Genomic DNA, 21,796 nt, shown 5'->3' with positions numbered 1-21,796 from the left:
CCACAATCCGTCATCCCGAATGGAGTTAGGGAACTCCAGTCGATGGTACTGATTATACATTTGCAAAACTCAGGCCTCCTCGTCATAAATTCCCCCTGGAAATGACGTGCGATAGTTTGCACTTTGCTGGAAAGTTTTAGGTATTTCTTAAAATTAAAACTAAAAGCGCTATAAAACCAATTAAAACAAGCGCCAAAACCCCCATGGTATAAAAACTTTTATTTAAATTTTCCTTGCTAAATTGTTCAGGCCTTCCTTTTATTGTACGGTACAAAATAAAAACAATCATTCCTGCGCCAATAAGCCCCAGAATTTGATATAAAGTCTCCATAAAACTCTTCCTTATTTTGCTTCAAAACTAAATGCATCTGAAAATAAATAGCTAGGTGAAACACCACTATTTACTAATGCATCACGCGTACTATACACCATATCAAACGGACCGCTAATGACGATTTGCCATTCGCCAAGATCATGCGGATGATTTGCTAATACCAGAGAGACCAGAGGCACCGCATTGTCTTCTGAGACTGAAGAAACATAGGTAAAACGACTAACATGTGCCTGCCAACTCGTTACTTTCTCATCCATATATAAATCATTTTGCAAGCGGGCACCCCAAAATAACTCAAAGGGTCGAGTATCGGGAGTGGACAATAACTGCTCGATCATGGCTTTAACTGGGGCAAAACCAGTACCACCGGCGATAAATAATATAGGCCGTTGTGGATGCAAATGTTCAATAGAACACTCCCCAAAAGGTAACCGAATAGTTACTGAACCATGCTGCTTTATATGCGCAAATAGGCGCTGGTTATAAGGATTTTCCAAACTATGACGAATATGAAGTTCATATTTATGGGATCCTAGGGGTGCATTAGCAATGGAATAACTAAACGCTTCCTCCCCAAAAAGGATCTGTAGATATTGACCCGCTTGGTAGGCTATATACTGTTCAGGTGCTAAAATCAACCGCATGATGCTGTCCGTCAGCGGGGATATATCCTCTACAAGAGCTTTAATTGTTTTTACCTTCATTCATCTAACCCCAGTGAAGACCAATATCCATTCACCTTTTTCAAAATTTCTTCATCCATCACAATCGGCTCGCCCCATTCTCTTTGTGTTTCGCCTGGCCATTTATTGGTGGCATCCAGTCCTATTTTAGAACCCAAACCGGAAACAGGCGAAGCAAAATCCAAATAATCAATTGGCGTATTTTCCATCATCACGGTATCTCGTGCCGGATCCATTCGTGTAGTCATTGCCCAAATCACATCGTGCCAGTTGCGTGCATCAATATCATCATCACAGACAATTACAAATTTGGTATACATAAATTGTCTTAAAAAGGACCACACCGCCATCATAATCCGCTTCGCATGCCCAGGATACTGTTTCTTCATTGTGACTACAGCCAAACGATAAGAACACCCTTCTGGCGGCAAATAGAAATCTACGATCTCTGGGAATTGTTTTTGTAACAAAGGGATAAATACTTCATTTAAGGCAACCCCTAAAATCGCTGGCTCATCCGGGGGCCGACCCGTATAGGTACTATGATAAATGGGATTATCTCGATGAGTAATACGTTCGACAGTAAACACAGGAAAAGATTGGACTTCATTATAATACCCTGTGTGATCTCCGTAGGGTCCTTCGGGAGCTTCCACTCCAGGCTCTAAATAGCCTTCTAAAACAATTTCCGCACTCGCGGGAACATGGAGATCATTCCCAATACACCGTGTTAACCGAGTACGTTGACCTCGCAACAAACCAGCAAAAGCATACTCAGACAAAGTGTCAGGTACTGGAGTCACTGCTGCAAGTATCGTTGCCGGATCTGCCCCTAAAGTTACGGAAACCGGAAAACGTTCTCCCGGATAAACCTGTTGCCATGCCTGGTAGTCCAATGCTCCTCCACGATGAGATAACCAACGCATGATCAATTGATTCTTATTCAATAATTGTTGTCGATAAATCCCCATGTTTTCACGTGTTTGATGAGGTCCCTTGGTAGTTACAAGGCCCCACGTTATCAGGGGCGCTGCGTCTTTAGGCCAGCATGTTTGAATAGGTAACGAAGTAAGATCTACTTCATCTTTTTCCCACACATGGGTTTGACATTCTGCACCGCTTACATATTTTGGTGCCATGTTTAATGCCTGTTTTAACAATGGAAGTTTATTAAACGCATCTTTGAATCCTTTGGGAGGATCAGGCTCTTTTAAAGCAGCCAATAATTTGCCTACTTCCCTTAATGCACTAATACTGTCTTCTCCCATTCCCATCGCTACACGCTCAACAGTACCAAATAAATTGGTTAAAACTGGCATTTGATGGTTGGGAAGATTAGTAAAAAGAAGGGCTGGGCCGCCAGAACGTAGAACACGATCACTGACTGCAGTCATTTCAAGATTTGGCGATACAGGGTAGGTTATGCGCTTTAATAAATTACGTGATTCCAATTGTGCAATAAAATCTCTTAGATCAGAGTATTTCATTAATTATCCCCTTTAACCTCGTTGCATTTAATGCTAAGTAAATTGGTCATCCCATACTGGTGCACTGCCAATAAGTTGATGAGAAGAATCGTTACCGCGAAGGCAGGAATCTATTTCTAGCGAGACACAGGGTCACTTTAAGATTGATTCCCGTTTCGAAATGACAAAACCCTAAAGGCAATACCACGTATACGGGAAACCAACTCTAATGAAAACCAAAACTAATTCAGGGATGGATTCCCGCATACGCGGGAATGACGAAGTTCTTTAACCTAATGCTCGAGAGTCATCGCTTACTCCGGTAGCATTGAAGGCGTTTAAAACTTAAATTACTCTTGACGTTTCATTGCATCAAAAAATTCAGCATTGGTTTTGTGATTTTTCATGCGCTCGATCAAGAACTCAATTGCATCACATTCATCCATCGACTGCAGAATTTTACGCAATATCCAGGTACGTTGAAGATCTTCTGGGCTTAATAATAGATCTTCACGACGTGTGCCTGAACGATTAATATTAATTGCAGGGAACACTCGACGTTCCGCAATATTACGACTCAAGTGAATTTCCATGTTACCGGTTCCCTTGAATTCTTCGTAAATCACTTCATCCATTTTTGAACCTGTGTCCACCAGAGCCGTAGCAATAATAGTCAGGCTACCACCCTCTTCTATATTTCGTGCAGCACCATAGAGACGCTTTGGTCTTTGCAATGCATTCGCATCGACCCCACCAGTTAATACCTTACCAGAAGAAGGAATCACCGTGTTGTATGCGCGAGCTAAACGAGTAATTGAGTCAAGTAAAATAACCACGTCACGTTTGTGTTCAACTAAGCGTTTGGCTTTTTCAATCACCATTTCAGCAACTTGAACATGGCGGTTAGCGGGCTCATCAAAGGTACTGGCAACTACCTCACCTTTAACAGAACGTTGCATTTCAGTTACTTCTTCTGGACGCTCATCAATCAGCAACACAATGAGGTAACATTCTGGATAATTCTTTTCTATAGAACGTGCAATATTTTGCAACATTAATGTTTTACCCGCTTTAGGTGGGGAAACAATCAAGCCACGTTGTCCTCGACCAAAAGGTGCGCATAAATCAACTACTCGCGCGGTCAAATCTTCGGTGCTGCCATTTCCTTGCTCCATCACCAAGCGCTCTGTAGCAAACAGAGGGGTAAGGTTTTCAAATAAAATTTTTCTTTTGGCACTATCCGGGGAATCATAGTTGATTTCATCAACTTTCAACAAAGCAAAATAACGTTCACTGTCTTTGGGAGGACGAATTTTACCGGAAATAGTATCGCCAGAACGCAAACCGAAACGTCTGATTTGGCTAGGTGATACATAAATGTCATCAGGGCCTGCCAAATAAGAACCATCGGCAGAACGCAAGAAACCGAAACCATCCGTCAGGACTTCTAAAACACCATCACCATGGATGTCTTCACCCTTTAAGGCATGAGCTTTAAGAATCGCAAAAATAATTTCTTGTTTGCGCATACGGGAAGGGTTTTCGACACCAATCTCTTGTGCGATGTTAAAAAGATCGGCAATAGGCAATTGCTTAAGTTCACTAAGATTCATACTTCTCACTTGATTTGTTGATTAATCGAATTGGGTATCCGGGAAAAATATTATTAAGAATAGCAGCTAAGGATTCTGCTGCCTATGTGATATATTCAAATTATACCACATATTGCAGACAGGCTATCACAGCTTTAGTAAAAGATACAACATTTTTTATATAGAAAATAAAAATTAAACGTGGCTTTCAACAAAAGCACTTAATTGAGATTTTGAAAGCAAACCCATTTTAACCGCTTCAACTTGACCATTTTTAAATAAAATCAAGGTAGGAATACTCATCACACCAAACTTTGCAGGAGTTTGAGGATGTTCATCAATATTAATTTTCGCAAAAGTTACTTGCTCACCATGAGTAGCAGCTACTTCTTCCAATATAGGGGTCAGTGCACGGCATGGTCCACACCACTCAGCCCAAAAATCAACTAATACAGGCTTATTTGCCTGGATTACATCCTGTTCGAAGCTTGCATCTGTTATCGTTTTAATAAGATCACTCATGTTCAACCTCTGTTGTTTAAAATTCGTTAATTGCCAACCTTTACTGCAACGGTATGGGCATAGTTTGATTGAAAAATTTTCTGAATGATTCCCATCATCTTAACTACAGTCAAAAGATTTGTCATTCAACCCGCACCACTTATATTTTTCACGATTTTTGTTGCAGGAAAAACTGGTCCACACGTTCTATTATAGATCACCACCTACGGCTTGCAACACACTTAATGCAGTAATCGCCGCGGTTTCCGTACGTAAAATTCTTGGGCCTAAGGATAAAGGCTGAAACCCATGCTTACAAGCAAATTGAACTTCATCCTCACTTAGCCCACCTTCAGGACCAATAAGCAAATCAACTACCGATGAGCTAATCGCATAATCGCGCCACTTTTTATTTTCACCTGGATCTAAGATAAACCTTAATTCTGCTTGCGCCGCATGCATATAATCCTCTAGGGACATCGGGGTATGTACTTGGGGAACCGTATTACGTCCAGATTGTTCACAGGCAGCAATGACAATCGCCTGCCACTGGTGCAGTTTTTTTGCCATGCGTTCTTTGTCTAGTTTGACGACACAACGCTTCGTAATAATAGGAGTAATGCTCGCCACACCCAATTCCACCGCTTTTTGCATTACAAACTCCATACGCTCACCTTTGGAGATGGCTTGTGCTAAGTGAATAGCTAAGGGCGATTCTCGGCTTATATGGGTACTCGAACCAATACGTACAATAACTTGTTTTTTCTTAACTGATTCTATAGTTGCAGAAAATTCGTGATCATCCCCACAAAATAAAGTAAGCGACTCGCCAGGTTGCATGCGCAAAACAACCCCAACATGCTGACTGGCTTCTGGAGATAATTCTAAAAGCTGATCTGGATGATAGGTTCCAGATTGATAAATACGTACTGCTCTCATGTGTTTTGTTCTCTTACGTAGCTTAGATAGTGCTTTGATGCATCCAGGCCCCGTACCTTTACTTGCCAATACTATAACAAAAATTACTTATTTTAGCCCTATGTGATAGAATTTTTTATTTTATTTAACGCATTAAGGAAATTAAAAAACCATGAGCAAAACACGTATAGAATCGGACAGCATGGGTGAGATTGCTGTTCCTGCCAATAAATATTGGGGAGCACAGACTGAGCGATCATTACATCATTTTAATATAGGCAAGGATATTATGCCGCGCGAAGTTACCCATGCCTTTGGGATCTTGAAAAAAGCTGCCGCATTAACCAACTTAGATTTGGGGAAATTACCCAAAGATAAAGCGGACTTAATTATTCAAGCTGCCGATGAAGTCAGCAAAGGGATGTTAGACGACCATTTTCCTTTGCATGTGTGGCAAACAGGAAGCGGTACTCAATCCAATATGAATGCCAATGAGGTAATCTCAAATCGTGCTATTGAATTGGCAGGTGGTACCATGGGAAGTAAATCACCAGTGCATCCTAACGATCATGTGAACATGTCTCAATCTTCAAATGATACATTTCCCACTGCCATGCATATTGCGGCAGCCATTGCTTTCAATAAAAAATTAATCCCCGCCGTTAAAAACTTACGTGATGCTTTCGCCGTCAAAATGGCTGCCTTTAAAGATATAGTCAAAATAGGCCGAACTCATTTACAAGATGCTGTTCCTATCACTTTAGGTCAAGAATTTTCAGGTTATGTTGCTCAACTTGATGCCTGCCTCCATCGCCTTGAAGGGGTATTGCCCGAATTATATGAACTGGCTGCCGGTGGAACTGCGGTAGGAACGGGGTTAAATACCCATCCTCAATTTGCAACCAAAGTAGCACAACATATTGCGCAAATAACCCAATTACCCTTTGTTAGCGCAGAAAATAAATTTGCCGCTTTAGCATCCCATGAACCTTTGGTAAATGCCCATGGAGCAATGAAAACCTTAGCTTGCGCTTTAATGAAAATTGCAAATGACATTCGATGGTTAGCGTCTGGTCCACGTTGTGGTATTGGTGAGTTAATTATTCCAGAAAACGAACCTGGATCGTCCATTATGCCAGGGAAAGTCAATCCTACTCAATGTGAAGCAATGACTATGGTTTGTGCGCAAGTTCTGGGAAATGATACAACGGTGGGCATAGCCGACAGTCAGGGTAATTTTGAACTGAATGTATTTAAACCGGTGATCATCTTTAATGTACTTCATTCGCTTAATTTGCTTGCTGATACTTGCCATTCATTCCAAGAGTTTTGTGCAGAAGGGATTGAAGCCAATCGCAAGGTGATTGACTATTACTTACATCACTCCTTAATGCTCGTCACAGCGCTTAATCAACACATAGGCTATGATAAAGCAGCTAAAATTGCTAAAACTGCGCATCATGACAATTGCTCCTTACAAGAAGCAGCAGTCAAGCTTGGGATTTTAACGGCAGAACGTTTTGCGGAATTAGTCAGACCAGAAAAAATGATTGCCCCTGAATAATTATTTTAAATAATCGCTTGAAAAAACAATGTGAATCTATTACATAGTTGCTCTGCTAATTTTGGGTATGTCTGTTATGTATATAATAGGCATGCTCTTTTAAATCATTAGCGTATTCGAAGCAAAAATGAATTTGCTTCTTAAAATACAAGGATGATTATTAAAATTTATAGGAAAATAAGGTTCAAGTATGAAAGAAAAAAGAATTATTCCTTCTGTTCAAAATGTAACGCAGGATCATAAAAACGCAAGAACATCTCATCAAGGCCTTGAAAAAGCGAGTAAGAAAAAAATGAGTTTCTTTGGAAATTATGCTTCGCGACAATTTGTACGAGATGAAATGATTAAAGATGGACTGAATTTAATGGAATTACAGAGAGAACTGGAACAGGAGTGTATAGCCAGAGATGAGGAGTCCGTGGGCTATAACTTCAATTAGGGAATTGCTTTCCCGCTTAATAGCGGGAAAGTTAGATGCGCAACATTATTGTATTACAGGTATTTGTGGTGCAGCATTACGTTTAGGACCTGGGGTTGCTTTTTGCGTAGGATCTTTTGATGCATAGGTCTTTTGTGCCTTAGGCTTATTCCCTGCTTGTTGCTTGTTTTGAGTATTCATTTGTTCATAGCCTTGTGTATTCATATGCTCAGAACGCTGCATATCCATGCATGCACATAATCCCAAAGATAAAGCGATACCAAAACACCACTTAAGTGACTTTAAATGAAACATATTTTGCTCCCTGCTTTTGTTGTTTGAAAAATAAATATAAATTAAAAAAGTTAAAATCACCACCTAAATCCAACAAGAAATTTTTTTTTTTGCATAAAAACCATATAATCAAAATCAAACCACTCTCAATAAAGGACTAAATATGATCTATAGCAACATACTCGCCACCATCGGACACACTCCTGTAGTAAAAATTAATCGTTTAGGTCGTGATCTAAATTGCAAACTGTATGCAAAATGCGAGTTTTTCAATCCAGGCGGCTCTGTTAAAGATCGTATTGGGTATGAAATGATTGTTCATGCGGAACGCGATGGTCGTATTAAACCAGGTGACACGCTCATCGAACCAACTTCTGGAAACACAGGAATAGGCATTGCGTTGGCAGGCGCTGTATTCGGTTACAAAGTCATCATTACCATGCCCGAAAAAATGAGTCAGGAAAAACAATCTGTACTTGAGCGCTTGGGGGCAACGATTTATCGCACCCCAACCGAAGCAGCATATGACGATCCTGAAAGCCATATTTCTTTAGCGAAACGATTGCAAGCAGAAATTCCTAATTCTCATATCCTCGATCAGTACGCAAATCCCAATAATCCTAATGCCCATTATAAGGGTACTGCTCAAGAGATTATTGATGATTTTGGCAAAGATCTACATATGATTGTTGCCGGGGTAGGCACTGGCGGAACAATTACGGGCATTGCCAGACGTCTTAAAGAATATAACCCAGAGATCAAGATTATTGGTGTCGATCCAGAAGGTTCGATCCTTGGTGGCGGCACTGAAATTAAATCCTATGCCGTGGAAGGGATAGGTTATGACTTCTTCCCAGAAGTTTTAGATAATAGTTTGATTGATAAATACATTAAAACGAATGATCTGGATTCATTCCGAACTGCAAGAGATTTAATCCGAGAAGAGGGTTTACTGGTAGGAGGCTCTTCAGGCGCAGCAATGTGGGCGGCTCTGCACGCTGCAAAATCATTAAGCAAGGATCAAAAATGCTTGGTTATTTTGCCCGACTCCATTCGGAATTACATGTCAAAATTTCCCAATGATGAATGGATGAAAGAGCACGGATTTCTGTAATTGCAGACCTAGAAGCAGAAGAGGGAATTTAGGTATTAACCAGATTCTGCTTCGATAGCCTAAATAAAGATTATCTCAATGAAATAGCAGATTGATTTTCTATTTGATCAAATAAACTATCGGGCTCAACCTGTTTTGTGCTAATCCAGCTTGATAAAGCATTTGCTAGAAGCTCAATCATTTGTTGTTCTCGTTCTTGGGGAATACCAGCAATAACGGGTTTTCTATTTGCATGTTCAAGAGCAGACGAGATTGTATTATTCATTTGAGCAGGTAAAAAAGTAATATAGAGTCTCACTAATTGTTCGCGGTTTAATTCACCTGCAACAACCATGCTTAAAATAGTCTTACGCCATTGCTCATAAGACTGCAACAGCTGTTTATTATCTTCCGCAATTAGCCCAATAATATCGCTTAAAGTTTCTCCCTGCTCTTTGGTATGTTCAATAGGTTTGGGAGCATTAATGGCTAACTGACCAACATAGGCAAAATCTGCTTTATGTTTTACGGCAGGGAAATGCTGATCCCCTTGCACTTGGATTACTAAATTAATTTTATTAGAACCTGTTTCTCCCTCATACACCTCTCTTTTTCTCAGTTCCTTTCCAAGTTCTTTAAAAGATAGCGTTATACTAATTTCCAGCGCCTGGGCTAAGGCTTTTAAAGCACTGGATGGGAGTTCGACCTCTGGATTACGCAAATAGCTTTTGGGTGTGTCAGCACTTAATCCATTAAATACTTCACGATACATTAATGGATTAGTATAGATCTCATCTACTGCAAGCTGACGTAATACGTAAGCCATGCAGTCCACTAATTCTGACTTACGAGAAGTATTGAGTAACATACTCATACGTTCTGGAAGTGTTAAATAAGGTTGGTTATTTATATATTTGGGGAAATGAAGATAAAAGCGCTCCAAGATTTTTTTCAAAGTTGCATCGTTACCCCGTTGGGAAACGCTTTGTAACGAATCAATCATTGCTACAGCAACAGCATGGAATTGTTCATTACCAACGTTGATAAAATTGTATTCTGCGCGTGGCTTAGCTTCCTGATGTACATAAGCTCGATTACTAAAAAAACCAGCCATAATGCCTCTCCTACCCCTCAATATAACTTCATTCTAATGAATCAAAATTAAGGAAATATTAACTATAAACATCGTAAGACATAATTTACAGTAACTCCCGTTTTTAGAAACAAAAACTATTAAACAAAAATAATACTTAACATTATTATTCTATACTACATGCAGAAATTTTACTCGATTATAATGCAATAAGATAGACTTTATGTTTTGTGATCAGATGAAGTGGATAAGAAAAAAACTTTTTAAGATCCAAATAGTCAACACCAACCTTCTCTAAAGCGAATAAACTAGCGTAAAAAACTTACGAAACCAATTAGCTTCTTCGATACTTTTAATTCGGAAAACAGGTAGCGTCTCAACAAGCGAATAAGATATACTGATTAGTGTCTTATTTTTCAAGGTCCCAGAGAAACAGCTATAATTAGCTTCCTATTTGAAAAGGAATTTACTCTTGAGACATTCTATACTTTATTTTGTTTGCTTGCTCATTATATTCTTAACCTTGCTGCTTCATTTAAGGTACAAACATAAACAAGCCAGTATAAACCGATGGCAAAAATCTTTAAACCTGCTAGAACACGCCCAAGTATTTCGCCAAATTTACACAGATGCTAACGGCTTTCTCCTTTCTCAGGATGCTCGCCAGAAGCATGATGCAATGGAATATGCTTATGGAGAAATTGAGTTTTTATCATTTATCGCGCTCTTATCATTAACCAACCCAGATGAGAACACAGTATTCTATGACTTGGGCTCGGGAATAGGGAAAGCGGTTTTGGCCTGCAGCATGGTTTTCCCCATCCGCAAAAGCGTGGGAATCGAATTATTTCCTGAGCTCTACTTAGATGCATGCAGACGAGTCAAGCAATTGGCAGCATTGAAGCACTATACCGACCAAGCTAAAAGGATTCAGTTTATTCTAGGTGATTTTCTAGAAGCGAATCTAAACGAGGCAACCCTTGTTTTTATTAATTCTACTGCTTTTTTTGGTCCCACATGGGAAAACCTCTGTGCTAAGCTGGATCAGCTATCGCAGCTGAAAACAATAATTACAACTAGTAAAACATTGTCCTGCATTCATTTTACTGTAACCGCCCATACCAAAGTTGAAATGAGCTGGGGTGTGGTTTTCGCCTATATTCATACACGAAAAACAACTTTAGACTAACTGTCTTGAAAACATTGAATAATTTTTTTCCCAGTCTATACTTATAAAACAAGGGACCATTGTCAGCACCTAATCTGTATTGGTAGCAGACTTTGAAACACGCGACAACACGAGGTGGGTATGATCAAATCGGAACTCATTGAACACATCGCTGCTCGAATGACGCATCTTACTGAAAAGCAAGTGGCTGATGGCATTAATAGAATATTGGAATTAATGAGTGAAGCACTCATTAAAAATCAAAGAATAGAAATCCGGGGATTTGGAAGTTTTTCTCTTCATTATAGACCTCCTCGTAATGCCCATAATCCCAAAACAGGTGAAAAAGTAGTGACTAAAGCAAAATACAGTCCGCACTTTAAACCGGGAAAAGAATTACGTGAACGCGTTGATGCATCGCGTGATAAATACAAACTACCCGATGAAGACTGAGGGTAGTTTGTTGTAAAGCTTGAAATAGTCTGAGCACCGCTCTTGGAATTTCGTATCTAAAACCAAGAAGGATGTCCCATTCATTTCGTCATTCCCCGGACGCGGGAGTCAATTCTTATCAGCACTATGTCTCGCAAAGGTTCCCGCCTTCGCGGGAACGTAAGCTCTTTGTTCGTTTAATGGAGATAGTTTGCCAATTCTTCGGACTATTAAATTTTATTGTTTATTCAAGATTACGTGCGAGGTAAAGTAACGCCGGTTTGGCCCTGATATTTTCCACCGCGATCACGATACGAAACCGCACAAACTTCCGAGGCCTCCAGAAATAGCATTTGCGCCACACCCTCATGTGCATAAATTTTAGCGGGCAAGGTAGTTGTATTTGAAAACTCCAGAGTTACATGGCCTTCCCACTCTGGCTCTAAAGGGGTAACATTCACAATAATCCCACAACGTGCATAAGTAGATTTACCCAAACAAATAGTTAGGATATTTCGTGGAATGCGAAAATACTCTACTGTTCTCGCTAATGCAAAGGAGTTCGGTGGAATAATACAAACATCAGATTGCACATCAACAAAGCTGTTTTCATCAAAAGCTTTAGGATCGACAATAGCGGAATTTATATTAGTAAAAATTTTAAATTCATTCGCACAACGGACGTCGTATCCATAACTGGATACCCCGTAGGAAATAATGCGGCCATTGTTATTTTCACGCACTTGTCCGGGTTGAAATGGAGAGATCATTCCATGTTCAAGGGCCATTTTTTCTATCCATCTATCTGATTTAATCGACACAATAAAACCTCATGAATTCTTCAAAAGAAGTGTTCTATCATAAAAGTCAGATAAACGAAAGATTGTATTGATCTTGCGCCAAAATGATTGATGACTATCTCTTACCAAAAATCGTTTATACTTATCATATGAGTTGCATAATTACTCGAATCAAATGGATGAAGAAATCCCAAGTTATAGCCATGCGGCCAGGCAAATTGGTTTCGTAATGAGGCATCATTACCTAGATCGCTCAGAAATCAAATTTATTAAAAAATTGATTCAAGACAGCTATAACACTTTTGGTCAATTACATCATAATAAAGTATTTTTGAACCTAGGTTTCTGGGATAAAAAAATACATGACGAATATAAAGAATTAAATTTCGATTTTTCGAAAATCTCTGAGGTGCAAGATATATATTCTCAATTACTTCTTTACTCACTGATTAGGCCCCTAATCAAAACCCAATTTTTTTATAAGAGATTGCTTGAGATAGGAAGTGGCAATGGCCTTGGCCTTAAAGCAAGTTCTGAACTGTTAAAAACCGATTATGCATTAGGAGTCGATTTGGTTAACCGTTTAGTAGTCAACTCCAATCGTCATTTTTACGACGAGGATAAAGTAAATTACATTCAATCTGATGCCGAAAATCTCCCCTTAGGTAATGAATGTTTTGATATCGTTATCAATCTTGAAAGCTCTCATCTTTATCCTCGAATCGAGGATTTTTTTTCTGAAGTAGAGCGGGTCTTATCTCTAGGTGGATTTTTTTGTTATGCAGATCATTATTTTAAAAATAAAGATCAATCCAACAAGTTAGAACAATTTATTAAGAACAACGATAAACTAAAAATAATCCAAAAAGTGAATATTACCAAGCAGGTACAAGCCTCACTTTATCAACGGTTAATCGTCAATGAAGAAGGGTTTTACCGACAGGCTTTGTCCATTGCTGGGGATGATATAAGTCAAATTATATCCGAACTTCCAACGATTGCTGCGGTATGCGGATTAATCTTCCTTCCTTGGTGGAAAATTAGATTTAAAAATCCTGCGCTCCATTACGTCGCAAAATACGCCCGAAAAGAAAAATTTTGGGGTAGAAAATATTATTTTTATTATCTTGTCCAAAAGGTTAAGAAATGAAAATAAAACAAATACAAGAAATTGAGTACGAATACGGTCAAGAAGAATATATTAAACATGTTATTTATCGCTCAAAAGAACCTATCTTAATTAAAATTAAACAATTTACCGACAAGTTTTCCATTGAATATTTTGAAAATCTTCTGGAAGGGGTAATCACCTATGATACTTATGAAAATCATAGTTGGAAATCTTACGATCGGGGTAATTTTTCAACCGTGATGTCCCACATTAAAAATAATAAGCCTTATAGAATTTTTGGTCAAACTTTTCCAAAACATTCGGCAGCAATAGAACGTCATGTGCCCCTTTGGCAAAAAATTCCATTTCGACCTAGGTACTTTAACAAAAATTTAAAAGTTCTTTATTTTTTTGGAGGTAAGGGAGCGCATACAGAAATCCACTTTGATAGAGAGCATTGCTGTAATCTTCACTTATGCTTAAGTGGAAAAAAGCAGGTGTTATTGTTTACTGAAGAGCAAAGCCAAAATATCTATAAGCTTCCTTTTGTTGGAGACAGTCTAGTGGAATTTGGTCAATCCTGGGATTTATTATTGAAACAATACCCAAGATTAAACCAAGCAGAAGGTTATCACATTACGCTTGAACGAGGAGATATGCTCTTTTTGCCTAAAAATTGCTGGCATTACACGAGCTATTTAGAAGCCTCTGCGGCTGCAACCTATGTCTTTTATCCACAAAAATTGTTTCAATTTTATGGATATTTTACTGGCTACTTTTTTATAGGCTATAAATCCCCCAATGGTTTTAAAATTTGCGATTGGCCCTTATTTGAAAAATTTAGTCGAAATTACGCCTTAGCCGAAGGGAAACGAAAGCATTTATTCAAAATAATTGAACTCGTCTCTTATATAATTCTGCTGCCTATAGTGAGTATTCTCAGTAAAATTTCTCTTACATTAAAACCACGGCGAGTTTTTTAATCTAAACGATAAAATAAGAGTGATTTTAAGGTTGAAAACCCGGATTACGGCGTGCCGTCACCCAGGCTACCTTCTAATATATCTATTTTTTCCTTGAGGCCATATTCGATAAAATATCACCTAACTCCATCGGCATGGGAAACACAATAGTGGAGTTATTGTTGCCGGCTATAGCAGCTAATGTCTGCAAATAACGCAACTGCATTGCTTGCGGTTGTTGTGCCAAAACTTGAGATGCTTGCAGCAATTTATCTGAAGCTTGTAACTCACCTTCAGCATGAATCACTTTCGCACGCCGTTCGCGCTCAGCTTCAGCCTGTCTTGCAATTGCACGAATCATGCTTTCGTCCAAATCGACTCGTTTTATCTCCACATTAGACACCTTAATGCCCCAATTATCTGTTTGTGAGTCCAATATTTTCTGTACATCACTATTTAAGCGTTCGCGTTCAGAAAGCATTTCATCGAGTTCATGTTGGCCTAATACAGAACGGAGTGTAGTTTGCGCCAATTGACTGGTTGCTTCATAGTAATTTTCTACTTGAATAATTGCATTTTCTGGGACCACCACCCGAAAATATAAAACTGCATTCACGCGTACTGAAACGTTATCCTTAGAGATCACATCTTGGCTGGGTACGTCCATAACTATAGTACGTAAATCGACTCGTACAACTTGTTGAATAACTGGAATAATAAGCACTAAACCGGGCCCTTTCACTTTCCAGAAGCGGCCTAACATGAATACAACGCCGCGCTCATATTCCCTAAAGACTTTCACTGCTGATATCAAAAGTAGTAAAATTGCAACGATAATTACCGTAAAAAATGGTCCCATATTATTCTCCTTGATTGCTCAAATCCTCTTCAATTTCCATTTTAAGCCCTGAAACTCCAATCACTTTTATTGGCCTGTTCGCGGCTATAGGTAATTTAGAATGTACGCTCCAAATTTCACCACGAATCATTGCTTGTCCTTCATGATTTATATTGCCAAGCGTACGACCTTTGGCCCCGATTAAAACGATTAAACCATGTTTTACACTTTGTCGTCTTGCTTTTAATACCATCCCGAGAAGAAGAACAAAAAAAAGGATATTTACAACAGCCATTGCAACAATTACCGACCACGCAATTTGGTACATTTGATTATCGGTTTCAATTAACATAATGGAGCCAATAATAAATGCAATGGTACCGCCCACTCCTAGAGAACCGTAAGCGGGCACAAATGCTTCTCCTACAATAAATGCAATTCCCAATATAATAAGAAAAAACCCAGCGTAGTTAACTGGTAATAATTGCAGCGCATAAAGCGCAATACATATGGAAATCGCTCCAATAACCCCCGGAAATAAATGTCCTGGGTTTACCAACTCAAAAAAAATACCGTATATACCTAGTAAAAGAAGAAGATAAGCTACAGTGGGATCGGTAATTATCGATAAAAATTGTGTGCGCCAATCCTGTTTCACTAATTCAATTTTAGCATTACTGGTATTAAGTGTTATTTTTTGATTGTTTTGTATCACTGAGACGCCATTCATCTGCGCCAGCAATTCGCTCTCATTATTTGCAATATAATTAATAACCCCTTGCTTTAAAGCTTCAGTAGCTGTCATTGTTTCAGCATTTAAAACCGCTTTTTGTGCAAAATCTGGGTTGCGACCTCGCAATTGTGCAAGTGACCTTATGGTAGCTACTGCATCATTGGTAATTTTTTTCTCCATGGTAGTTTGTTTATCGGAGGGGCTTGTGTCACTGAACCCTGATGCTAAATTAACCGGACTCGCAGCACCCAATTGTGTTCCGGGCGCCATGGCGGCCAAGGTACTCGCATAAAGTAAATACGTCCCTGCGCTTGCCGCTCGAGCACCATTCGGACTGACATAAGTTACTATAGGAATATTGGAGGATAAAAAGCTTTGAACAATATTTCGGGTTGATTCATCGAGCCCGCCGGGAGTATCCAGCGTAATTATAATTAAATCTGCATGTTGTGCATTATCAATACCACGAATCACATAATCTGCCGTAGCAGGCCCAATTGCTCCTTTAATGTTTAGTTCAACGACTTTAGTTGCATAGGAACAGGACGTATAAAAAACTAGAATAAAAATAAGCAGAACACTGGATCGCAATAAATAGATTAGTCGATGTGTTGGCGTGTCTGTGGACCCTGGCATGATGTAGGATGCACACATGCTCCCTTCCTAATAAAATACGCTATATGTTAAAAGATAGCACAAATTGCGTCTTTATTGCTGCATGCATTGCAAAATCAGTAGGATAAGCAGGGAGAAGATGTAACGTATCGATCTATGAGATTATGCATTCTGCATGATGCACTGTAACCCTGGGTGACAGGGGGTACTTTCACCCAGGTTGAATGATATTATTTTAGAAATAAACCCCAATTTGAGCAGAAACTGTATCCGCTGTACCTCCGGTACCTAGTGTGGGGGCATTGACAAAACCAGGGGCAGAAGCACCATTAGCGAAATCGTTAGATCCATAATCTATTTCATGTCGATATTCGATACTTTCTACAGTATCTTTCCAGATAGAAATATTAAATACGCCAATGAAACGGTGTTCTGGTAGGTTTAATGCAAGGGCCTCTTTGGTATGTTGGTAACCCACACCGATAGATGCAGGTCGGTTAAAGGCTTTAAACGTCATACCAATTTCTGTTTGTAATGCCTGTGGTTTTGCACCATGTCCATTGAAACTTAAATCCTGGGTTCTAAATGATTCAATAGTAGCCACCCATTCAGCAGCAAAGTTAAATCGGTCATAACCCATGTTTCCATAAATATCGACAGCATCCGTCTTACGGACTAATTCATTGCCATTAAGTAATGAGCCAAACCCACCAAAAGTGCCGGGATTACCCCCAGTATTTTGCATTCCCGCTGCATCATCGATGGAGCTAATGTAACTTGCACCTATTTCACCGGTGGCTTCCGTAAATGCAAACACATAACCGACATTGGCACCGCCTACACCAGCGCGTCCTAAGGTCGTATCACTTCGATATATATAGGCCGCAGCAAATGGCCCGGTATCTTCTTGTGATTTATAACCTATAATAAAAGGTCTTGTTTTAGTACGAGCTAAATTTAGGGTCAGTGGGGCACTAATCATGGCGCTAGAATAACGTCCGAAAGGCACATACAACTGCCCAGCAGTAAAATAAAAGGGCGTCTTATCCAAATTACCGACATTCACAAAACCCATATTAAGGTTAAATGCGGAGTTATTAATTCTTGGACCCACATCAGGAGGACTCTCATCATAGGCCAGTGCGATATATGCCTCGACATTTTGATTTAACGCAGCAGCAACATCTACCTCGCTCGAGCCCAAAGTCAAATCAACATTGGTTCCACCAACAAAATCACTATTGATCATGCCCACAGGCTCAGCTTTCCCACTTAGTGCAATAATTGGTCTCTCTGGAATCGGATAACCCATATTTCTATAGGCTCTGTATAATTTTCGACGTTGTTGCATCAAACGAATGTCACGGTTAATACTGGAAATATTCACAATATAATCTGACCCATCGAATGCAGGTCTATCCCCTAAATACGGAGAGGTCACGACAGGTGTCCCAGCAATATAAGTAACAACTCGACTTTCAGCCACTAAGGCAGTTGGATAAAATCCAATAGATTCTGGATGTTCCTCTGGGGTATGAACTGAGAGCGTGGATGAATGGTATTTGACCATTTTTTCATGTTTTTCATTTTCATGTTTCTTTGCTGGTTTTTTATGAACAACTGGCTCTGATTTTTTAGCTTGCTTCTTATTTGGCTTGCTTGACTGACTCACTTTCTGAGCAACTAGTTCTTTCTGTAAGGAATCTAATTGAGTTTGTAATTGTTGCGCTTGTTTCTGTAAACGGGCTATTTGACGTTGCAACTGCTGATCATGTTCCGCATAGAGTGGCGATGACAAACAGACTAGGGCCAATATGATTTTTTTATATTGCATGCGGTACTCCTGCTCATTATTTTTACTTCCACATCGGAAAGGCAGAAAATTATATCTTGGTAAACAAGGAGTGGCTAGCCTCTTTTTCACAAATCTGCTTAAAATTTGTTACTTATTGCAATCATCAAAAAAAAACCCATAGTCGATCTATGGGTTTTTTTTTGAGGATTATTCGGAAAGTGCATCTTTAGTTCAAATTATGCATTTCCAATTAACTTCAGACCGAAATAGGGACCAAAAAGACCGTAATCTACAGGACGTATTGGACCAAATAAATTGGGGAGTGGTTGCTCTTCCAAAACGTGGAAATAATTCACTACTTGGTAACCCGCTTGAATATTGGCAAGACCTATTGGTGTAGGATGCGCATAATTGATACCAAGTTTTGCTTCTAGGCTTGGAACAATACCTCTTTTACGAAAGAATACTTGCTCAACAATTGCCTGCTGAGGGGATACGACAAAACCTGCGTGGTAGCGATTCGTACCATAAAGCACTGAGCCACCTCCATTTGCAGTCACGCTTAAAGAGTCTGTCAAGTTGTAAGCATAGTCAATTCCAACTACCGGTCCAAATCCTTTATAGTCAGTGTTGTCAAATTTGCTAAAAGGATTTGTCACAAGTGCAGGAATAAATTCGGTTATATAATAATTTGTAGCAGTCGATTGGATATTTGCGTACTGCATACCCGCATAGAAGCGCATTTTCTTACGCATGCTAATATCAGTATGTTGTCCCATCACGACATTAACTTGGTCTATTCTATTGCGACTAATAAAATCAAATGGAGCTGGAATAGGTGGTAAACCCGTAACCGGGATATTCAAAACTCCGAAAAACTCTGTCGGTCCGGTAGAAGTACTGTAATGCATCCAATTGACGGTAATATCATTACCGGTATTAAAATGGTAAGACCCTTCTAAAAAATAGCCCCAATTCCAATCATTCTGAATTTCTTTATTTACTGGTAATGTACCGAATTGTATCGATTTTTCACTACCATAGATTGATCTTAGGTAGAGCGCTTGAGCGCTAAAATCCCAGAGTTTTGTTACACATGGAACTGTAACATTCCCTGGGGTACAAGCAGGACCCATACCACCGGCAGTAGCTACACTTGCTGCCAATCCCAATACAGTTATAGTTGTTTTCTTAAACATGAATACTCCATTAGAAAAAAAAAGCCCATCATTTGACGGGCTTTTATAAGATCTTAATCAATTAAGAAATTAAATATTTCCAACATACTTCAGACCGAAGTAAGGACCAGCAGCAGCGAAATCAGTTGCTGTAACTGGTAATACAGTTGTGTTTAACGCATGAATGTAGTCGAACCACATGTAACCAGCATCCAGAGTTAAATCACCTTGTGCCATTGCGTAAGTATAGCTAGCACCTAACTTAGCTTCTAATTCTGGAACGATTGCTGTTCTAGAACCGCTAACATCAATGGTGAACACACTAGGAAGAACTGGATTAGAACCGTCTGGGTCAATAAAATCAACATCGTAGCTGTGTTTTTGTGAACCCACTAAGACTGCAGCAGCTGCTTTAGCATAAATACCAAAGCCATTACCGAATACGTAGTTCATGTCGATACCAGTACGTGGTCCAAATCCGTTGTACTGAGTGTCCCCTTCAAATCCTAGAGTATAGTCTGGAACACCATTATCAAAGTCTGTTCCAAATGCATGCATGCTTCTCTTGATGCTAGCAAATTGGAAACCGCCATGGAAACGGATTTTCTTGTTCGCGCTGAAATCAACGAATTGACCGAATTCACCGTTAACTGCATCCCATCGGTTCTTATGACCATAACCAATTAATACATCTGGAGCAAAATCAGGAGTAAATTCATGGTTGTTCCAACCAGTATCTAAGTGATACCAAGTTAAGGTAATGTCGTTTCCAGTATTGAAATGGTAAGAACCTTCAATTTGGAAGCCCCAGTTCCATTGAGCGTCTAATTCTGTATTTAAAGAAACGCCTGATGGAGTAATGTCGAGGTTCAAAGAAACGTCGTTATCGGTCATTGTTTGCAATACTAATGCTTGGCCGCCAACGTTCCATCCAGTACTTGGGCAAGGAACAGTAACGTTACCTGGGGTACAAACTGGGCCCATGGTACCAGCGAATACTGCACTGCTACCTAAAGCAAGAACAGCTAACGCTGTTTTTTTCAAATTTAACATGCTTATCTCCACTTTTTATTATTATTTCCGTTCGTTACCAATTTAAATTGTTAGCAACGGTACGCATATTCGCTCTATACCGAGAGCGTACCTTGCTCAATTATCTAACCGGACCTTCTTAAAGTCAACAGTATCGATTAAATTTATTAAAATGATAGCGAATTAAATGTTTCCTATATATTTCAAGCCAAAGTAAGGACCAGCAGCAGCGAAATCAGTTGCTGTAACTGGCAATACAGTGCCGTTTAACGCATGAATGTAGTCGAACCACATGTAACCAGCATCCAGAACCAAATCACCTTGTGCCATTGCATAGTCATAGCTAGCACCTAACTTAACTTCTAATTCTGGAACGATTGCTGTTCTAGAACCGCTAACATCCACGGTGAACACATTAGGAAGAACTGGATTAGAACCGTCTGGGTCAATAAAATCAACATCGTAGCTGTGTTTTTGTGAACCCACTAAGACTGCAGCAGCTGCTTTAGCATAAATACCAAAGCCATTACCGAATACGTAGTTCATGTCGATACCAGTACGTGGTCCAAATCCGTTGTACTGAGTGTCCCCTTCAAATCCTAGAGTATAGTCTGGAACACCATTATCAAAGTCTGTTCCAAATGCATGCATGCTTCTCTTGATGCTAGCAAATTGGAAACCGCCATGGAAACGGATTTTCTTGTTCGCGCTGAAATCAACGAATTGACCGAATTCACCGTTAACTGCATCCCATCGGTTCTTATGACCATAACCAATTAATACATCTGGAGCAAAATCAGGAGTAAATTCATGGTTGTTCCAACCAGTATCTAAGTGATACCAAGTTAAGGTAATGTCGTTTCCAGTATTGAAATGGTAAGAACCTTCAATTTGGAAGCCCCAGTTCCATTGAGCGTCTAATTCTGTATTTAAAGAAATGCCTGATGGAGTAATGTCGAGGTTCAAAGAAACGTCGTTATCGGTCATTGTTTGCAATACCAATGCTTGGCCGCCAACGTTCCATCCAGTACTTGGGCAAGGAACTGTAACGTTACCTGGGGTACATACTGGACCCATGGTACCTGCAAATAGTGTACTGCTTCCTAAAGCTAAAATTGCTAAAGTGGTTTTTTTTAAACTTAACATGCTTATGTCTCCGCATAAATTATTATTGTT

At 39.5% G+C, this 21,796-nt stretch carries 22 protein-coding genes; 7 read left to right on the top strand and 15 right to left on the bottom strand.

From position 1 onward, the window contains the following. Positions 1-136 precede the first annotated feature (136 nt). From ACWTE2_RS24995 to ACWTE2_RS24970, 6 genes are all read right to left on the bottom strand, one after another. On the bottom strand, positions 137-331 hold the full coding sequence (locus ACWTE2_RS24995; protein WP_182392184.1) for a hypothetical protein: 195 nt from the start codon (positions 329-331) through the stop codon (positions 137-139). A gap of 11 nt (positions 332-342) precedes the next feature. After that, a complete protein-coding gene (locus ACWTE2_RS24990; protein ID WP_454784875.1) occupies positions 343-1,038 on the bottom strand; it encodes an NAD(P)H-flavin reductase in 696 nt (231 codons plus the stop codon). Next, positions 1,035-2,504 (bottom strand): 4-hydroxy-3-polyprenylbenzoate decarboxylase, encoded by a 1,470-nt coding sequence (gene ubiD / locus ACWTE2_RS24985; RefSeq protein ID WP_454784874.1) that lies wholly within the window; start codon positions 2,502-2,504, stop codon positions 1,035-1,037. Before ubiD ends, ACWTE2_RS24990 begins: the two co-directional genes overlap by 4 nt. A 329-nt stretch (positions 2,505-2,833) precedes the next feature. Continuing rightward, entirely contained in the window at positions 2,834-4,096 is a 1,263-nt protein-coding gene (gene rho, locus ACWTE2_RS24980; protein WP_182392181.1) for a transcription termination factor Rho, read from the bottom strand. Positions 4,097-4,270: 174 nt separating this feature from the next. After that, complete coding sequence (gene trxA, locus ACWTE2_RS24975; RefSeq protein WP_182392180.1) at positions 4,271-4,597, bottom strand: thioredoxin; 327 nt, start codon at positions 4,595-4,597, stop codon at positions 4,271-4,273. A 189-nt stretch (positions 4,598-4,786) separates the two neighbouring features. After that, a complete protein-coding gene (locus ACWTE2_RS24970; RefSeq protein ID WP_454784873.1) occupies positions 4,787-5,515 on the bottom strand; it encodes a 16S rRNA (uracil(1498)-N(3))-methyltransferase in 729 nt (242 codons plus the stop codon). A gap of 151 nt (positions 5,516-5,666) precedes the next feature. Between ACWTE2_RS24970 and fumC the strand changes: the two genes are divergently transcribed. Together fumC and ACWTE2_RS24960 are read left to right on the top strand one after the other, a co-directional pair. Next, positions 5,667-7,058: a class II fumarate hydratase gene (fumC, locus tag ACWTE2_RS24965; RefSeq protein ID WP_454784872.1), complete on the top strand. Its 1,392-nt coding sequence runs from the start codon at positions 5,667-5,669 to the stop codon at positions 7,056-7,058. A 190-nt stretch (positions 7,059-7,248) separates the two neighbouring features. Continuing rightward, positions 7,249-7,497, top strand: a complete 249-nt coding sequence (locus tag ACWTE2_RS24960; protein ID WP_454784871.1) for a hypothetical protein — start codon at positions 7,249-7,251, stop codon at positions 7,495-7,497. Between the two features lie 45 nt (positions 7,498-7,542). On the opposite strand, the gene ACWTE2_RS24955 is transcribed toward ACWTE2_RS24960, so the two are convergent. Further along, complete coding sequence (locus tag ACWTE2_RS24955; RefSeq protein ID WP_182392176.1) at positions 7,543-7,791, bottom strand: hypothetical protein; 249 nt, start codon at positions 7,789-7,791, stop codon at positions 7,543-7,545. A 142-nt stretch (positions 7,792-7,933) separates the two neighbouring features. Between ACWTE2_RS24955 and ACWTE2_RS24950 the strand changes: the two genes are divergently transcribed. Then, positions 7,934-8,884, top strand: coding sequence for a pyridoxal-phosphate dependent enzyme (locus ACWTE2_RS24950; protein ID WP_454784870.1), 951 nt, complete (start codon positions 7,934-7,936; stop codon positions 8,882-8,884). Between the two features lie 70 nt (positions 8,885-8,954). Here the strand turns inward: ACWTE2_RS24950 and ACWTE2_RS24945 are convergent, their stop codons facing one another. Next, positions 8,955-9,977, bottom strand: a complete 1,023-nt coding sequence (locus tag ACWTE2_RS24945) for an OTU domain-containing protein (protein WP_454784869.1) — start codon at positions 9,975-9,977, stop codon at positions 8,955-8,957. Positions 9,978-10,428: 451 nt separating this feature from the next. Here ACWTE2_RS24945 and ACWTE2_RS24940 point away from each other — a divergent pair, with 451 nt between their 5' ends. Next, positions 10,429-11,145: a class I SAM-dependent methyltransferase gene (locus tag ACWTE2_RS24940; protein WP_454784868.1), complete on the top strand. Its 717-nt coding sequence runs from the start codon at positions 10,429-10,431 to the stop codon at positions 11,143-11,145. 120 nt (positions 11,146-11,265) lie between these two features. Then, complete coding sequence (locus ACWTE2_RS24935; RefSeq protein ID WP_182392173.1) at positions 11,266-11,577, top strand: integration host factor subunit beta; 312 nt, start codon at positions 11,266-11,268, stop codon at positions 11,575-11,577. Positions 11,578-11,810: 233 nt separating this feature from the next. On the opposite strand, the gene dcd is transcribed toward ACWTE2_RS24935, so the two are convergent. Next, entirely contained in the window at positions 11,811-12,377 is a 567-nt protein-coding gene (gene dcd / locus ACWTE2_RS24930) for a dCTP deaminase (protein ID WP_182392172.1), read from the bottom strand. Positions 12,378-12,531: 154 nt separating this feature from the next. On the opposite strand from dcd, the gene ACWTE2_RS24925 reads away from it, so the two are divergent. Both ACWTE2_RS24925 and ACWTE2_RS24920 read left to right on the top strand, forming a co-directional pair. Further along, complete coding sequence (locus ACWTE2_RS24925; RefSeq protein ID WP_182392171.1) at positions 12,532-13,506, top strand: class I SAM-dependent methyltransferase; 975 nt, start codon at positions 12,532-12,534, stop codon at positions 13,504-13,506. After that, positions 13,503-14,450 (top strand): cupin-like domain-containing protein, encoded by a 948-nt coding sequence (locus tag ACWTE2_RS24920; RefSeq protein ID WP_454784867.1) that lies wholly within the window; start codon positions 13,503-13,505, stop codon positions 14,448-14,450. The genes ACWTE2_RS24925 and ACWTE2_RS24920 overlap by 4 nt, the downstream gene beginning before the upstream one ends. Positions 14,451-14,532: 82 nt before the next feature. Here ACWTE2_RS24920 and ACWTE2_RS24915 read toward each other — a convergent pair whose 3' ends face one another. The 6 genes from ACWTE2_RS24915 to ACWTE2_RS24890 all read right to left on the bottom strand — a co-directional run bounded on the left by ACWTE2_RS24915 (position 14,533) and on the right by ACWTE2_RS24890 (position 21,766). Beyond that, positions 14,533-15,288, bottom strand: coding sequence for a slipin family protein (locus ACWTE2_RS24915; RefSeq protein ID WP_182392169.1), 756 nt, complete (start codon positions 15,286-15,288; stop codon positions 14,533-14,535). A gap of 1 nt (position 15,289) precedes the next feature. Beyond that, positions 15,290-16,654 carry an NfeD family protein gene (locus ACWTE2_RS24910; protein WP_454784866.1) on the bottom strand — a complete coding sequence of 455 codons (1,365 nt, stop codon included), beginning with the start codon at positions 16,652-16,654 and terminating at the stop codon, positions 15,290-15,292. Positions 16,655-16,850: 196 nt separating this feature from the next. Continuing rightward, entirely contained in the window at positions 16,851-18,449 is a 1,599-nt protein-coding gene (locus tag ACWTE2_RS24905; protein WP_182392168.1) for an LbtU family siderophore porin, read from the bottom strand. A 197-nt stretch (positions 18,450-18,646) separates the two neighbouring features. After that, complete coding sequence (locus ACWTE2_RS24900) at positions 18,647-19,609, bottom strand: Lpg1974 family pore-forming outer membrane protein (RefSeq protein WP_454784865.1); 963 nt, start codon at positions 19,607-19,609, stop codon at positions 18,647-18,649. Positions 19,610-19,678: 69 nt separating this feature from the next. Further along, positions 19,679-20,641 carry an Lpg1974 family pore-forming outer membrane protein gene (locus ACWTE2_RS24895; protein ID WP_454784864.1) on the bottom strand — a complete coding sequence of 321 codons (963 nt, stop codon included), beginning with the start codon at positions 20,639-20,641 and terminating at the stop codon, positions 19,679-19,681. A gap of 162 nt (positions 20,642-20,803) precedes the next feature. Further along, entirely contained in the window at positions 20,804-21,766 is a 963-nt protein-coding gene (locus tag ACWTE2_RS24890) for an Lpg1974 family pore-forming outer membrane protein (protein ID WP_454784863.1), read from the bottom strand. Positions 21,767-21,796 lie beyond the last annotated feature (30 nt).

It is taken from the genome of Legionella nigrisilvae, from assembly GCF_977063395.2.
The sequence above is the reverse complement of the archived record's forward strand: the minus strand, read 5'-3'. Positions and strand labels throughout refer to the sequence as shown.